Annotated in this window: 12 protein-coding genes; 9 read left to right on the forward strand and 3 right to left on the reverse strand. The window is 73.3% G+C overall.

Annotation, left to right across the window (positions count from 1 at the left end):
* Positions 1-82: 82 nt before the first annotated feature.
* Positions 83-1,921 (reverse strand): DUF885 domain-containing protein, encoded by a 1,839-nt coding sequence (locus KB893_RS00455; protein WP_211928041.1) that lies wholly within the window; start codon positions 1,919-1,921, stop codon positions 83-85.
* Between the two features lie 114 nt (positions 1,922-2,035).
* On the opposite strand from KB893_RS00455, the gene KB893_RS00460 reads away from it, so the two are divergent.
* Positions 2,036-2,917 (forward strand): pseudouridine synthase, encoded by an 882-nt coding sequence (locus KB893_RS00460; RefSeq protein WP_211928044.1) that lies wholly within the window; start codon positions 2,036-2,038, stop codon positions 2,915-2,917.
* A 42-nt stretch (positions 2,918-2,959) separates the two neighbouring features.
* Positions 2,960-3,961 carry an MBL fold metallo-hydrolase gene (locus tag KB893_RS00465; RefSeq protein ID WP_213173295.1) on the forward strand — a complete coding sequence of 334 codons (1,002 nt, stop codon included), beginning with the start codon at positions 2,960-2,962 and terminating at the stop codon, positions 3,959-3,961.
* Positions 3,962-4,012: 51 nt separating this feature from the next.
* Here the strand turns inward: KB893_RS00465 and KB893_RS00470 are convergent, their stop codons facing one another.
* Positions 4,013-5,005 (reverse strand): LLM class flavin-dependent oxidoreductase, encoded by a 993-nt coding sequence (locus KB893_RS00470; protein ID WP_213173296.1) that lies wholly within the window; start codon positions 5,003-5,005, stop codon positions 4,013-4,015.
* A gap of 116 nt (positions 5,006-5,121) precedes the next feature.
* On the opposite strand from KB893_RS00470, the gene KB893_RS00475 reads away from it, so the two are divergent.
* From KB893_RS00475 to KB893_RS00505, 7 genes are all read left to right on the forward strand, one after another.
* Positions 5,122-5,778 carry a YceH family protein gene (locus KB893_RS00475; protein WP_213173297.1) on the forward strand — a complete coding sequence of 219 codons (657 nt, stop codon included), beginning with the start codon at positions 5,122-5,124 and terminating at the stop codon, positions 5,776-5,778.
* 213 nt (positions 5,779-5,991) lie between these two features.
* Positions 5,992-7,551, forward strand: coding sequence for a protein adenylyltransferase SelO (locus tag KB893_RS00480; RefSeq protein WP_211926382.1), 1,560 nt, complete (start codon positions 5,992-5,994; stop codon positions 7,549-7,551).
* Positions 7,552-7,622: 71 nt separating this feature from the next.
* Positions 7,623-9,173, forward strand: coding sequence for an amidase (locus KB893_RS00485; protein WP_213173298.1), 1,551 nt, complete (start codon positions 7,623-7,625; stop codon positions 9,171-9,173).
* A complete protein-coding gene (locus KB893_RS00490) occupies positions 9,152-9,700 on the forward strand; it encodes a queuosine precursor transporter (RefSeq protein WP_213173299.1) in 549 nt (182 codons plus the stop codon). The genes KB893_RS00485 and KB893_RS00490 overlap by 22 nt, the downstream gene beginning before the upstream one ends.
* Positions 9,701-9,722: 22 nt before the next feature.
* Complete coding sequence (locus KB893_RS00495; protein ID WP_211926381.1) at positions 9,723-10,709, forward strand: NAD(P)H-quinone oxidoreductase; 987 nt, start codon at positions 9,723-9,725, stop codon at positions 10,707-10,709.
* A gap of 102 nt (positions 10,710-10,811) precedes the next feature.
* Positions 10,812-12,380 carry an EAL domain-containing protein gene (locus tag KB893_RS00500; protein ID WP_211926380.1) on the forward strand — a complete coding sequence of 523 codons (1,569 nt, stop codon included), beginning with the start codon at positions 10,812-10,814 and terminating at the stop codon, positions 12,378-12,380.
* On the forward strand, positions 12,380-13,501 hold the full coding sequence (locus KB893_RS00505) for an aminopeptidase (RefSeq protein ID WP_246505147.1): 1,122 nt from the start codon (positions 12,380-12,382) through the stop codon (positions 13,499-13,501). Before KB893_RS00500 ends, KB893_RS00505 begins: the two co-directional genes overlap by 1 nt.
* Here KB893_RS00505 and KB893_RS00510 read toward each other — a convergent pair.
* Positions 13,452-14,162, reverse strand: coding sequence for a pseudouridine synthase (locus tag KB893_RS00510; RefSeq protein WP_211926379.1), 711 nt, complete (start codon positions 14,160-14,162; stop codon positions 13,452-13,454). The two genes, KB893_RS00505 and KB893_RS00510, sit on opposite strands and share 50 nt — an antisense overlap.
* Between the last annotated feature and the right edge of the window lie 3 nt (positions 14,163-14,165).

Here is a 14,165-nt window from a genome sequence, read left to right on the forward strand (position 1 = left end):
GCTGGCGCGAGACTAGGCCCGGGGGTGTGGTGAAACGATCAGGCGCCGGTGCGGAGCGCATGCCGCGCACCGGCGCCGGCGATCAGGCGGCGGCGTCGCGCTGCGCCTCGATCCAGCGGCCGATCTTGGCCTCGAGCACGTCCAGCGGCACCGAGCCGTCCTTCAGCACCTCGGCGTGGAAGGCGCGGATGTCGAAGGCGTCGCCGAGTTCGGCCTCGGCGCGGGTGCGCAGTTCCCTGATCTTGAGCTCGCCGATCTTGTAGGCCAGCGCCTGGCCGGGGATCGCCATGTAGCGCTCGGTCTCCGACACCGCCTCGGTGTCGGTGGTGGCCGAGTTCTCCTTCATGTAGGCGATGACCTGGTCGCGGCTCCAGCCCTTGCTGTGCAGGCCGGTGTCGACGACCAGGCGGATCGCGCGCCAGAGTTCCGCCTGCAGCCGGCCGAAGTAGTGGTAGGGATCGTCGTAGACGCCCAGTTCCTTGCCCAGCGACTCGGCGTAAAGGCCCCAGCCCTCGATGAAGGCGGTCTGCCCGCCGAAGCGGCGGAACGCCGGCAGGTCGAGCTCCTGCTGCAGCGCGATCTGGAAGTGGTGGCCCGGGATCGCCTCGTGCAGGAACAGGGAGTCGCGGTCCCAGGTCTTGCGCGAGGGCAGGTCGTAGGTGTTGACGTAGAAGATGCCCGGGCGGCTGCCGTCCTCGCTCGGGCGCATGTAGGAGCCGCCGGCGGCGGACTTCGCGCGGAAGGCCTCCACCGGCCGGATCTCGAAGCCGGCCTCGGGCGTCAGCGAGAACAGCTGCGGCACCGCGCGGTTCACCTCGTCCTCGAACTGCCGGTAGTCGGCCAGCAGCGCGTCCTCGCTCGGGTAGGTGAACTCCGGATCGCTGGTGACGTGGGCGAAGAAGTCCTGCAGCGAACCTTCGAAGCCGACCTGCCGCATCACTTCGCGCATCTCGCCGTGGATGCGCTCGACCTCGGCCAGGCCGATGTCGTGGATCTGCGCGGGCGTGAGGTCGGTGGTGGTGATGGTGCGCACGTTGTGCGCGTACCACTCTGCGCCCTGCGGCAGGGCGTCGAGGCCGACGCTGTCGCGCGCGGCGGGCAGGTACTCGTCGGCGACAAAGGCGCGCAGCTCGCGGTAGGCGGGCATGAGCCGGTCGGCGACGAGGCTGCGGTAGGCCTCGGTGAGACGCTCGCGGTCGGCGTCGGAGAACGATTCCGGCATCTCCGCGATCGGGCGCCAGAACAGGGTCTCGGTGGGATCGTCCTTGATCAGGCCGTCGAGCTGGTCGAGCGTCTTCTCCATCAGCACCTTCGGCTGCACCACGCCGCTGGCCATGCCCTCGCGCATGTTGGCGATCGAGGAGTCGAACAGCGCCGGCAGCTGCCCCGCGCGCGACAGCCAGGCGTCGTAGTCGGCGACCGTTTCGAACGGCTGCGCACCGGTGCCCGAGCCCAGCATCGCGAAGGTGCTGGGGAAGCTGTAGAACTGGTTGAGCGGCTGCTGCCAGCCGGGGAAGCGCTCGCCCTCGAGTTCGTCCTGCAGCTCCTCGACGAAGATGTCGTAGGACAGGCGGTCCTGGCCCTCGAGCCCGCTGCTGTCGATGGCGCGGGCGCGCTCCAGCCACTTCGTCAGGAAGGCGTGCTCCTTCTCGCGGAACTCGGCGCTGGCGGTGTCGGGAAGACGGTCGTTGTAGCGGTCGTCGCCGACGAAGGTCGCCTGCAGCGGGTGCAGGGCGAGCGACTCCTCCCAGAACTCCGCGTAGAGCGTCTGCAGGCGCGCGGCGGCGTCGCCGGTATCGGCGGTGGTGCCGGCAGCGGTCGCGGCGGCCCCCTTTCCGTCGGCGGGCGTGGCGGCGTCGTGGTCCGCGCCACAGCCGGCGAGGGCGGCGGCAAGGGCGAGGGCGAGCAGGTGGCGGGTCATGGTGGATCCCCTGGCAAAGCGTCCGAGCGTCGCAGGCCGACGGGGGCGGCTCATGGGCCAGACGTCACGGGCATTGCGCCCATGGTTGCCGGCCAAGGCTCTACCATCGTCGCGATGCAGTCGCCCGAGCCAGACGCCCGCAGCACCCTCGATCTGCCGCCCGGGCCGTGGACGACCGTGCTCGACTGCCTGGCCGCGCGCTTCCCGCGCATCGACCGCGAGACCTGGCGCGCGCGGATGCGGCGCGGCCGCGTGCTCGACGCCGAGGGCCGGGCGCTCGCCGAGGATGCGGCGCACAGCGCCGGCCTGCGCGTGCACTACTTCCGCGAGGTCGAGCACGAGCCGCCGATCCCGTTCGAGGCCGAGGTCCTGCACGTCGACCGCCACCTGGTGGTGGTCGACAAGCCGCACTTCCTGCCGGTGGTGCCGGCCGGCCGCTTCGTCCGCGAGACGCTGCTGGCACGGCTGACGCGGCGCCTGGGCAACGCCGACCTGGTCCCGCTGCACCGCATCGACCGCGAGACCGCGGGACTGGTGCTGTTCTCCGCCTCGCGCGACAGCCGCGCGGCCTACCAGGCGCTGTTCCGCGAACGCCGCATCCGCAAGCAGTACGAGGCGCTCGCGCCGGCGCTGCCGGGGCTGGCGTTCCCGTGCGAGCGTCGCTCACGGCTGATGCCGGGCGAGCCGTTCTTCCGCATGTGCGAGGAGCCGGGCACCGCGAATGCGCACACGCGCATCGACGTGCTGGCGCGCGAGGACGACGTGTGGCGCTACGCGCTCGAGCCCGTCTCGGGCCGCAAGCACCAGCTCCGCGTGCACATGGCGGCGCTCGGTGCGCCGATCGCGGGTGATCGCCTGTATCCGGAGCTGGGCGTGCACGCCGACGACGACTTCGACGCCCCGCTGGCCCTGCTGGCCCGGCGGCTGGCCTTCGTCGACCCGCTCGACGGGCGCCCGCGCAGCTTCGAGAGCCGACGCCGCCTGACGTCCCGCTGACGCCGCCGCCGACACCCTGCGCATCGTCCCGAAGGAACCCGCATGGCCTGGCGCAACCCGCACTACGACCCGCACAAGCCGCACCACACGCCGCAGGGCTTCCGCAATCCGGACCCCGACACGCGCGGCAGCGGCGATCTCCGGCGCTGGCGCCGCGAACGCCGCGAGCAGGGCCTGCCGAAGCCGCCCGCCGGGGGCTACGACGCGTTCCGTAGCGCCTGGTGCGGGCAGGCCGACTTCGGCGGCGGCGAGGACGCGGCGTGGTGGCTGGGGCATGCCAGCGTGCTGCTGCGGGTCGGCGAGCGCACGGTGCTCACCGATCCGATACTGTCCGGGCGCGCCTCGCCGCTGCGCTTCGCAGGCCCGCAGCGGCGGACGCCGCCGGCGGCGACGGTGGCGACGCTGCCGCCGATCGACGCGGTCCTGCTCTCGCACAACCACTACGACCATCTCGACTACGACAGCATCCGGCGCCTGGTGCGGCGTTTTCCCGACGCGGCGTTCCTGGTTCCGCTGGGCCTGGGCGACTGGCTGCGCCGGCGCGGCGCGCGCAGCGTGCACGAACTCGACTGGTGGGACGCGACCGAAGTCCACGGCCTTCGCTTCGACTGCGCGCCGGCGCGCCACTGGAGCGCGCGGACGCCGTGGGACACGAACCGCTCGCTGTGGTGCGGCTGGACCGTGCGCCGCGCGGCGTTCGCCTTCTACTTCGCCGGCGACACCGGCTGGAGCGAGCGCCTGGGCGAGATCGCGCGGCTCGGACCCTTCGACCTCGCCGCGATCCCGATCGGCGCGTATTCGCCGCGCTGGTTCATGCGCGGCCAGCACATCGATCCGGCCGAGGCGGTGCGCCTGCACCGCGCGGTCGGCGCGCGGCGCAGCATCGGCATCCACTGGGGCACCTTCGAGCTGGCCGACGATGCGCTCGACGAGCCGCCGCGCCTGCTCGCCGATGCCCGTCGCGCGGCCAGCCTCGCCGACGAGGCCTTCCGCACGGTGCGCATCGGCGAGCGCATCGTCTGGGCGAACGCGAGCTCCGTATAGGAGCCGCTTCAGCCGCGACCGGTCCCGCAGGTCAGCCGGATCTTCCGCGGCTCACGCCGCCAGGCGCTCGCGCACCTGCGCGGTCAGTTCGAAGGACCGCAGCCGCGCCGCGTGATCGAAGATCTGGCCGTTGACCATCAGCTCGTCCACGCGCGTGCGCTCGAGGAAGCGGCGCAGGCCCGCGGTCACGGTGTCGACGGTGCCGACGAAGGACTCGGCCAGCGCATGCTCCACGCCCTGGCGTTCCAGCGGCGTCCAGTCCAGCGCCTCGGGCTCTACCGGCGGTGGCAGCAGGCCCGGCACGTTGCGGCGCAGGTTGACGAAGGACTGCTGCATCGAGGTGAAGACGCGACGGGCCTCGGCGTCGCTGTCGGCCGCGGCGACGTTCACGCAGGCCATCGCGTAGGGCTCCGGCCACTGCTCCGACGGCTGGTAGCGGGCGCGGTACACCGCCAGCGCCTGGTCGAGCGCGTCCGGCGCGAAATGCGAGGCGAAGGCATAGGGCAGGCCCAGCGCCGCAGCGAGCTGGGCGCCGAACAGGCTGGACCCGAGGATCCACATCGGCACCTCCAGCCCCGCGCCCGGCACCGCATTGATGCCGCCGGGCACGGCTTCGCGGAAGTAGTTGCGCAGCTCCACCACGTCCTGCGGGAACTGCTCGGCGCTGCTGTCGAGGTCGCGGCGCAGGGCGTGCGCGGTGCGACGGTCGCTGCCCGGCGCGCGGCCGAGGCCGAGGTCGATCCGTCCCGGGTGCAGGGCGGCCAGCGTGCCGAACTGCTCGGCGATCACCAGCGGCGCGTGGTTGGGCAGCATCACGCCGCCGGCGCCGACGCGGATGGTCGAAGTGCCGGCGGCGACGTGGGCGATCACCACGGCGGTGGCGGCGCTGGCGATGCCGGGGATGTTGTGGTGCTCGGCGAGCCAGTAGCGGCGGAACCCCCAGCGCTCGGCGTGCTGCGCGAGATCCAGCGTGTTGCGGAAGGAATCGCTCGCGGTGCCACCTTCGACGATGGGCGCGAGATCGAGGACGGAGAAGGGAATCATGGCCATGTCCGAGCATGTGGAGCCGTCCGCGCCGCATGCAAGCGCGCGAGGGCGCCACCGGCGGGTCACAGTGTTCGGGCATCATGGTCGGCCGACCCGAGCGAGGAGCCGCGCGCATGAGCGAGGCCGAAGCGAGCGAGAGCGCCGTGCTGAGCGGCAGCGAGGTGCGCGTACTGGCGTGCCTGGTGGAGAAGGAGGCGACCACGCCCGAGACCTATCCGCTGACCGAGAACGCGGTGCAGCTGGCCTGCAACCAGAAGAGCAACCGCGAGCCGGTGCTGGAACTGGGCGTGGGCGAGGTCGGCCATGCGTTGCGCTCGCTGGAGACGCGCGGGCTCGCGCGCGGCGTGCACGGGGCGCGTGCGCAGCGCTGGGAGCATCGCTTCGCGGACGGCTACTCGCTCACGCGCGCGCAGCAGGCCCTGCTCGCGGTGCTGATGCTGCGCGGTGCGCAGACCGCGTCGGAACTGTTCGCACGCGGCGAGCGGCTCGCGAAGCTGTCCGATCTCGACGAGGCCCGCCACTGCCTCGAACGCCTGGCCGCGCGCGAGCCGGCGCTGGTGGTGAACGTCGGCCGCGGCGCCGGGCAGCGCGAGGACCGCTGGATGCACCTGCTCGCCGGCCCCGTCGAAGTGGAGGCCGTGCGCGCGGCCGCTCCCGCGTCCGGTCCTGCGCGCGGCGCCCTGGACGCACGCGTCGAGGCGCTGGAGGCCGAAGTCGCGCGGCTGCGCGAGCTGGTCGAGCGCGTCGCGGGCCAGCCACCCGACCTGTAGGAGCGGCTTCAGCCGCGACCGCACGTCGACGGTCCCCGCCGCGGGCGCCCTCGGTGTGGGAGCGGCTTCAGCCGCGACCGCCGACACGCGGACCGCCGTCCGGGCTGAAGCCCCTCCCACGGAAGATCCCGGCGGCGCGGCCCTCGGCTGTCGTGCCTTGAACTGCACGCACTGCGGGGCAATCTCGGTGGGCCGTGCAGACAGGGCATCCCGATGCTGGACCTCACCTTCGACAACGCCTTCATCCGCGAGCTGCCGGGCGATCCCGAGCGCGGACCGCAGCGCCGGCAGGTGCACGGCGCCGCCTGGTCGGCGGTGGCGCCGACGCCGGTGGCGGCGCCGCGCCTGGTCGCGCATTCGCGCGAGATGGCCGAGGCCCTGGGCCTGACCGATGCCGACATCGCCTCGCCGCACTTCGCCGAGATCTTCGGCGGCAACGCGCTGGCGGCGGGCATGCAGCCCTTCGCCGCGAACTACGGCGGGCACCAGTTCGGGAACTGGGCCGGCCAGCTCGGCGACGGCCGCGCCATCGGCCTCGGCGAGGCGCTCGGTCGCGACGGCAGGCGCTGGGAACTGCAGCTCAAGGGCGCGGGACCGACGCCGTATTCGCGCACCGCCGACGGCCGCGCGGTGCTGCGCTCCTCGGTGCGCGAGTTCCTGTGCAGCGAGGCGATGCACCATCTCGGCATCCCGACCACGCGCGCGCTGAGCCTGGTGGCCACCGGCGACACGGTGATCCGCGACATGTTCTACGACGGCCGCCCGGAGCCCGAGCCCGGCGCCATCGTGTGCCGGGTCGCGCCCTCGTTCCTCCGCTTCGGCAGCTTCGAGCTGCCCGCCTCGCGCGGCGACGGCGATCTCCTGCGCACGCTGATCGAGTTCTGCATCCGCCGCGACTTCCCGCACCTGGGCTTCGCCGACGAGACGCGCTGGGGCGACTGGTTCGTCGAGGTGTGCGAGCGCACCGCGGTGATGGTCGACGGCTGGATGCGGGTGGGCTTCGTCCACGGCGTGATGAACACCGACAACATGTCCATCCTCGGCCAGACCATCGACTACGGCCCCTACGGCTGGATCGACGACTACGACCCGGACTGGACGCCCAACACCACCGACGCCGGGCGGCGCCGCTACCGCTTCGGGCAGCAGCCGAACATCGCGTTCTGGAACCTGCACCAGCTCGCCAACGCGCTGGCGACGGTGTTCCCCGGCCACGACCCGCTCTACGCCGGGCTCGACCGCTACGTCGAGCGCTTCGGCGAGGCCGAGCGCGACAGCGTGGCGCGCAAGCTCGGGCTGGCGGAGTTCCGCGAGGCAGACGGCGTGCTGATGAAGGACCTGCAGGCGCTGATGCAGGCGGCGGAGATCGACATGACGCTGTGGTTCCGCGGCCTGATCGATCTCGACGCGGACGCGCCCGCGCTGGCGCCGATGGAAACCGCCTTCTACGACGCCGACAAGCGTGCGAAGCACGAGCCGGCGCTGCGCGAGTGGCTCGACCGCTACGCCGCGCGCCTGCGCGAGGATCCGCTCGATGCTGCGGCCCGTCGCGAGCGCATGCGCCTGGCGAATCCGCGCTACGTGCTGCGCAACTACCTCGCGCAGCAGGCGATCGACCGCGCCGCCGAGGGCGACGCGGGCGGCATCCACGAGCTGCTCGAGGTCATGCGCCGCCCCTACGACGAGCAGCCGGGAAGGGAGGCGTTCGCGGCCCGGCGGCCGGACTGGGCGCGGACCAGGGCGGGCTGCTCGCAGCTGTCCTGCAGCTCCTGACGCCGCGGCGCTTGCGGAGCGGCCGGCGGATGCGCATCGTCCTTCCGCTTCGCCACCCGCCGGAGCACGCCATGATCCGAACCGCCTTCGCGACGCTCGTCCTGCTCGTCGCGCCGCTCGCCGCCGCGGCCCCGGCCGATCCGCTCGCCCTCGACGGCACGGCGCTGGCGCAGCGGCTCGAGGCGGGCGCGACCGGGGCCGACCGGGTCACCGCCCTCGCACTGGAACGCATCGAGCGTCTCGACCCGCGCATCGACGCGGTGATCGCGACCAATCCCGATGCGCGGGAACAGGCGCGCGCCAGCGATGCCCGCCGCGCCGCCGGCGCTGCGCGCGGTCCGCTCGACGGCCTGCCGCTGCTGGTCAAGGACAACATCGAGAGCCGCGACCCGATGCCGACCACCGCCGGATCGCTGGCGCTGGCCGACAACCTCGCCGGCCGCGACGCGCCGGTCGTGGCGCGGCTGCGCGCCGCGGGCATGGTGATCCTCGGCAAGACCAATCTCTCGGAGTGGGCCAACATCCGCGACGCCGACTCGATCAGCGGCTGGAGCGCGACGGGCGGGCAGACGCGCAATCCGCACGTGCTCGACCGCAATCCCTGCGGCTCGTCCTCGGGCTCGGGCGCGGCGGTGGCGGCGGGCTTCGCGCCCTTCGCGCTGGGCACCGAGACGAACGGCTCGATCACCTGTCCGGCGGCGGTCGCCGGCATCGTCGGGCTGAAGCCGACGGTGGGCCTGGTCCCGCGCACCCACATCGTGCCGATCAGCAGCAGCCAGGACACCGCCGGGCCGATGACCCGCAGCGTCGCCGACGCCGCGCTGCTGCTCACCGCGCTGGCGGGTTCGGATCCGGCCGATCCGGCCACCGCCGAGGCCGATGCGCGGCGCACCGACTACGCCGCCGCGCTCGATCCCGATGCGCTCGCCGGTGCGCGGCTCGGCGTGCTGCGCAGCGCCGCCGGCTTCCACGCCGCGACCGACGCGGTGTTCGAGCGCGCGCTGGACACGCTGCGCGGGCAGGGCGCGGTGCTGGTCGAGGTCGAGGCGTTCCCGGAGGAGGCGGCGCTCGACGCGCACCAGCTTCCGATCCTGCTGAGCGAGCTCAAGGCCACGCTCGACGCCTATCTCGCCTCGACCGATCCGCAGCGCGTGGCGACGCGGTCGCTGGCCGACGTGATCGCCTTCAACCGCGCTTATGCGGAGGTCGAGCTGGCGCCGTTCGGGCAGTCGCTGTTCGAGGAGGCGGTGGCGACGACGGGCCTCGACGATCCGGACTATCTCGCGCATCGCGATGCCGCACGCCGCATCGCCGCGGGCGGCATCGACCGGCTGCTGGCCGGGCACGACCTCGTCGCGCTCGTCGCACCGACCATGGGTCCGGCCTGGCCCACCGACCCGGTGCTGAAGGACCGCTACGTCGGTGGCGGCATCGGCAACCCGGCGGCGATCGCCGGCTATCCGCACCTGACCGTGCCGATGGGTGCGGTGCGCGGGTTGCCGGTCGGGCTGTCCTTCGTCGGCGCGGCATGGAGCGAGGCGCGCCTGCTGGCGCTGGGCCACGCCTTCGAGCAGGCGGCGCAGGCGCGCGTGCGTCCGCGATGGCTGGGGACGCTGCGCTGATGCGGGCGGTGCGCGCGAGGCAGGCCCTGGGCGTGCTGGCGATGGGCGCCATCGTGCTGGCGTCCAACGTGCTGGTGCAGTTCCCGATCAACGACTGGCTGACCTGGGGCGCCTTCACCTATCCGGCGGCGTTCCTGGTCACCGACGTGGTCAACCGTCGCTTCGGCCCGGATGCCGCACGCAGGGTCGCCTGGGCCGGCTTCGCGCTCGCGGTGCTGCTGTCGGTCTGGGTGGCGACGCCGCGTATCGCGCTGGCCTCGTGCACCGCCTTCATCGCCGCGCAGCTCCTCGACATCCGCGTGTTCGACCGGCTGCGGGCCGGGCGCTGGTGGCGCGCGCCGCTGGTCTCGAGCGCGGCCGGGTCGGTGCTCGACACCGCGCTGTTCTGGAGCATCGCCTTCGCCGGCTCGGCGCTGCCCTGGCCGAGCTGGGCGGCAGGCGATCTCGCGGTCAAGCTGGGCATCGCCGTGCTGCTGCTGGCACCCTTCCGGGCCCTGCTGGGACGCCGCGCGCCGGCGCGCGGCTGAAGCGAATCTTCGAGGAGAGCACATGCGCTACATCACCCACGGCAAGGGCGGCGATCCCGACGTCCTGCAGATCGCCGAGATGCCGCGGCCCGCGGTGCGCGCGGGCGAGGTGCTGGTCGAGGTGGCCTACGCCGGCGTCAACCGCCCCGACGTGCAGCAGCGCAAGGGCCTGTATCCGCCGCCGCCGGGCGCGTCGCCGGTGCTGGGCCTGGAGATCTCGGGCACCGTGGTCGCCCTCGGCGAGGGCGTCGACCGCTGGACGGTGGGCGACCGCGTCTGCGCGCTCACCCCGGGTGGCGGCTACGCCGAGTTCTGCGCGGTGCCCGCGGCGCACTGCCTGCCGGTACCGGACGGAGTCGGCATGGACGAGGCCGCCGCGGTGCCGGAGAACGCCTTCACCGTCTGGCACAACGTGTTCGAGCGCGGCCGCCTGCGCGCCGGCGAGACCCTGCTCGTGCACGGCGGCTCCAGCGGGATCGGCACCACCGCGATCCAGCTCGCCAGCGCCTTCGGCGCGACCGTCTACGCCACCGTCGGCAATGGCGAGAAGGCGGCCGCCTGCCTGCGCCTCGGCGCCGACCACGCCATCGTCTACCGCGACGAGGATTTCGAACCTGCCGTGCGCCGTCTCACCGACGGCCGCGGCGTCGACGTCGTCCTCGACATGGTCGGCGCCGCCTACACGGCCAGGAACCTGGACGCGCTGGCGCTCGAGGGCCGGCTGGTGCAGATCGCGACGATGGAAGGCCGCGAGGCGGAGATCGACCTCGCCCGCATCATGACCCGGCGCCTGACCCTGACCGGCTCGACGCTGCGCCCGCAGAGCGTGGAGGCCAAGGCCGGCATCGCCGCCGCCCTGCTCGAGCACGTCTGGCCGCTGCTCGCCGAGGGACGCTACCGTCCGCCGCTGCATGCGACCTATCCGATGCATCGCGCGGACGAGGCGCATGCGCTCATGGAATCGAGCACGCACATCGGCAAGATCCTGATCCAGATCGCGGGCGCCTGAGACGCGCTTCACGCCTCGGACGGCGGCCGCTCGCGTGCCTGCCGGGGCGGGGCGTAGCATCCGGCACCAGGGGGGCCTCATCCGCGGGGCCGGAAGAGGACGATGACGGGTCGCGCATCGGCAACGTCGAAGCACATGATCGCGCTGCTCGCCGCCGCGGGCTTCGCCTTCGGCGCGGCGCTCACCGTCCTCTTCGTCCACGCCGCGGCCGCCGGAGCCGCCCGCGAAGCCCTTGCCGACTATGCCGGGACGCTGCTGGTCTTCGGCCGCCGCATCGCCGCCGAGAGCGAGACGCTGGTGCGCGAGGTGGCCGCTTCGCCGGGCGAGGCCTGTTCCGCCGAGGATCTCCAGCACATGCGCACGCTGCTGTTCGGCGCCGCGCTGGTGCGGGACGTCGGGCGCATCCGCGACGATGCGCTGGTGTGCTCCGCCGCGCTCGGAAGGCTCCCCACGCCGGTGCCGATGCCGGCGCCGGACCTGGTCACCCCGGGGCGGCGGGCGGTCAGCGTCGGCACCACCACGCTGGTGCCGGGCGACGAGCCCGCGCTGGTGCTGCGGATCGGCGACGTCGGCGCGGTGATCAATCCCAACGTGGTGCGTGCGCTGGACCGCGCAGGCATGGACTACAGCCTGCTCATCGTCGACCGTGCGCGGCGGCGCATGGTGCTGGGCGACGGCCGCGACCTCGGCCTCGACGTCGACACCGTGCTCGACCGTCGCCACGTCTCGCGCAACGGGATGCTCTACGAGGTCCGCTGCCCGCCGCCCGGCGCGCTGTGCGTGGCCGCGGCCGCGGCCGCGCCGTCGCTGATCGGGCAGGGGCAGGGCGTGCGGCTGGCGTGGGCGGCGGGCGGCGGCATGCTCGGCGCCGCCTTCGCGCTCGCACTGGTGCCCTGGCTGCGTCGCCGCCGCGCGCCGGAGGCGCAGCTGCGCCAGGCGATCCGGCGCGGCGACATCGACGTGGTCTACCAGCCGCTGGTCGACGTCACGGACGGCAGGATCGTCGGCGTCGAGGCGCTGGCACGGTGGGAGTCGGACGAAGGGCCGGTGCCGCCGGACGTGTTCGTGCCGCTCGCCGAGCAGCACGGCTTCGTCGGCGAACTGACCCGCCTGGTGGTGCGCCGCAGCCTGGCCGAACTGGGCGCGCGGCTGCGTACGGGCGACCTGCACGTCGGCATCAACGTCGCCGCCGCCGACTTCCTCGACGAGACCTTTCCCGACTGGCTGCAGCGGCAGCTGGACGTGGCGGGCGTGCCGGCGGAGGCACTCGCCTTCGAGCTGACCGAACGCTCGACCGCGGACCACGCCAACATGCTCGCCACGATCACCGCATTGCGTGCGCGCGGGCACCGCATCTATCTCGACGATTTCGGCACCGGCTACTCCAGCCTCTCCTACCTGTCGCGGCTGCACTTCGACGCGGTCAAGCTCGACCGCGCATTCACCCACCTGCTCGGCTCGGACGCGCTGACCGCATCGATCGTGCCGCAGATCCTGGCGATGATCGACACCCTCGATACGCGGCTGGTGGTCGAGGGCGTGGAGACCTTCGCGCAGGCCGAGTTCCTCGCCAAGGCCAGGCCCGGCGCGCTCGCCCAGGGCTGGTACTACGGCAAGCCGATGCCGGCCGAGGCGCTGCTCGTCCTGCTGGGCGCGCGGCGCGAGGGCTGATGGCGGCCGCGGCCGCGCGCATCGCGCTGTGCATCGGGCTGCTGGCGCTGGGCGGCTGCAGCACCCTCGGCTACTACGGACATCTCGCCCGCGGGCAGCTGGCCCTGCTCCGTGCGCGCACGCCGATCGAGCGCGTGCTCGCCGCGCCCGGGACCGATCCCGGGCTGCGCCTGCGGCTCGCCGAAGTGCTCGCCGCGCGCCGCTTCGCGGTCGCGCATCTCGGGCTGCCGGACAACGCCAGCTACACCGGCTACGTCGCGCTGGACCGGCCGTTCGTGAGCTGGGCGGTGTACGCGGCGCCGGAGTTCTCGGTGGAGCCGGTGCCGCAGTGCTTCCCGCTGGCGGGCTGCGTGCCGTATCGCGGCTACTTCGATCGCGGACGTGCGCGCGCCGCCGCACGCCGGCTCGAGGCGCAGGGACTGGAGACCTGGATCGGCGGCGTGCCCGCGTACTCCACGCTCGGCTGGTTCGACGATCCGGTGCTCAGCAGCATGCTCGCCGACGACCAGGACGCGCTGATCGAGACCCTGTTCCACGAGCTCGCGCACCAGTGGCTCTACGTGCGCGACGACGCCGGCTTCAACGAATCGCTCGCCAGCTTCGTCGGCCGCCAGGGCCTGGCCGAGTGGCGCGCGGCGCGTGGCGAGCCGGCGCCCGATCCCGCGGTGCGCGCTGCACGTTCCGCCTTCGTCGCCGACGTGCTCGCGCTGCGCGCGCGGCTCCGGGCGCTGTACCGTCAGCCGCTGCGGACCGAGGCCATGCGCGCACGCAAGCGCGAGGCGTTCGCGACGTTCGCCGCGCAGCAGCGCCACGCGAGCTCGGCGCCGCAGCCGGCGCTGGAGGCGTGGCTTGCGGAGGGGCTCAACAACGCCACCCTGGCGCCGTTCGGCATCTACGACCGCTGGGTGCCCGCGTTCGCCGCCCTGTTCGAACACGGCGGGCGCGACTGGAGCGCGTTCCGGGCCGCAGCCGAGGCGATCGCGCGGATGCCGGCGGACGAGCGGGTCCTCTACCTGGACGCCTGGCTCGCGGCCGCCGCGCGCGACGGGGCCGGCCGCGGGGCGCCGTCCGTCACCAGTCCGAGCGACCGGGAATCAACGCCCGCAGTTCGGGGTCGGTGAGGTTGCGCCACTGCCCGGGCTTGAGCACGCCGAGGCGGATGTTGTCGATGCGTACGCGGCGCAGCTGGGTCACGCGGTAGCCGAAGGCCGCTGCCATCAGCCGGATCTGCCGGTTCAGCCCCTGGGTCAGCACGATGCGGAAGCCGAACTTGGCGAGGCGTGCGGTGCGGCAGGGCAGGGTGGTCTGGTCGTGGATGCGCACGCCGCGCGCCATGCCGGTGAGGAACTCCGGCGTCACCGGCCTGTTGACCGCGACCAGGTACTCCTTCTCGTGCCGGTTCTCGGCGCGCAGGATCTCGTTGACGATGTCGCCGTTGCTGGTCATCAGGATCAGCCCCTCGGAGTCCTTGTCGAGGCGGCCGATCGGGAAGATGCGCCGTTCGTGGCCGACGAAGTCGACGATGTTGCCCTTGACCGCGGACTCGGTCGTGCAGGTGATGCCGACCGGCTTGTTCAGCGCGATGTAGACGTGGCGTCGCCCCGAGCGCGTCTCGCGCAGCGGCAGCGGGCGGCCGTCGAGGAGCACCTCGTCGCCCTCGGCGACCTCGGTGCCGATCCCGCCGGGGCGGCCGTTGACCGTGACCCGCCGGGCGGCGATCAGGCGATCGGCCTCGCGGCGCGAGCAGAAGCCGGTCTCGGCGATGTGTTTGTTGAGGCGCATGGC

This window comes from Coralloluteibacterium stylophorae, from assembly GCF_018122625.2.
GTDB lineage: Bacteria > Pseudomonadota > Gammaproteobacteria > Xanthomonadales > Xanthomonadaceae > Coralloluteibacterium > Coralloluteibacterium stylophorae.

Excerpts from the sequence above, each read along its gene's own strand:
- KB893_RS00455 (WP_211928041.1), bottom strand. The coding sequence starts at position 1,921 with ATGACCCGCCACCTGCTCGCCCTCGCCCTTGCCGCCGCCCTCGCCGGC.
- KB893_RS00460 (WP_211928044.1), top strand. The coding sequence starts at position 2,036 with ATGCAGTCGCCCGAGCCAGACGCCCGCAGCACCCTCGATCTGCCGCCC.
- KB893_RS00465 (WP_213173295.1), top strand. The coding sequence starts at position 2,960 with ATGGCCTGGCGCAACCCGCACTACGACCCGCACAAGCCGCACCACACG.
- KB893_RS00470 (WP_213173296.1), bottom strand. The coding sequence starts at position 5,005 with ATGATTCCCTTCTCCGTCCTCGATCTCGCGCCCATCGTCGAAGGTGGC.
- KB893_RS00475 (WP_213173297.1), top strand. The coding sequence starts at position 5,122 with ATGAGCGAGGCCGAAGCGAGCGAGAGCGCCGTGCTGAGCGGCAGCGAG.
- KB893_RS00480 (WP_211926382.1), top strand. The coding sequence starts at position 5,992 with ATGCTGGACCTCACCTTCGACAACGCCTTCATCCGCGAGCTGCCGGGC.
- KB893_RS00485 (WP_213173298.1), top strand. The coding sequence starts at position 7,623 with ATGATCCGAACCGCCTTCGCGACGCTCGTCCTGCTCGTCGCGCCGCTC.
- KB893_RS00490 (WP_213173299.1), top strand. The coding sequence starts at position 9,152 with ATGGCTGGGGACGCTGCGCTGATGCGGGCGGTGCGCGCGAGGCAGGCC.
- KB893_RS00495 (WP_211926381.1), top strand. The coding sequence starts at position 9,723 with ATGCGCTACATCACCCACGGCAAGGGCGGCGATCCCGACGTCCTGCAG.
- KB893_RS00500 (WP_211926380.1), top strand. The coding sequence starts at position 10,812 with ATGACGGGTCGCGCATCGGCAACGTCGAAGCACATGATCGCGCTGCTC.
- KB893_RS00505 (WP_246505147.1), top strand. The coding sequence starts at position 12,380 with ATGGCGGCCGCGGCCGCGCGCATCGCGCTGTGCATCGGGCTGCTGGCG.
- KB893_RS00510 (WP_211926379.1), bottom strand. The coding sequence starts at position 14,162 with ATGCGCCTCAACAAACACATCGCCGAGACCGGCTTCTGCTCGCGCCGC.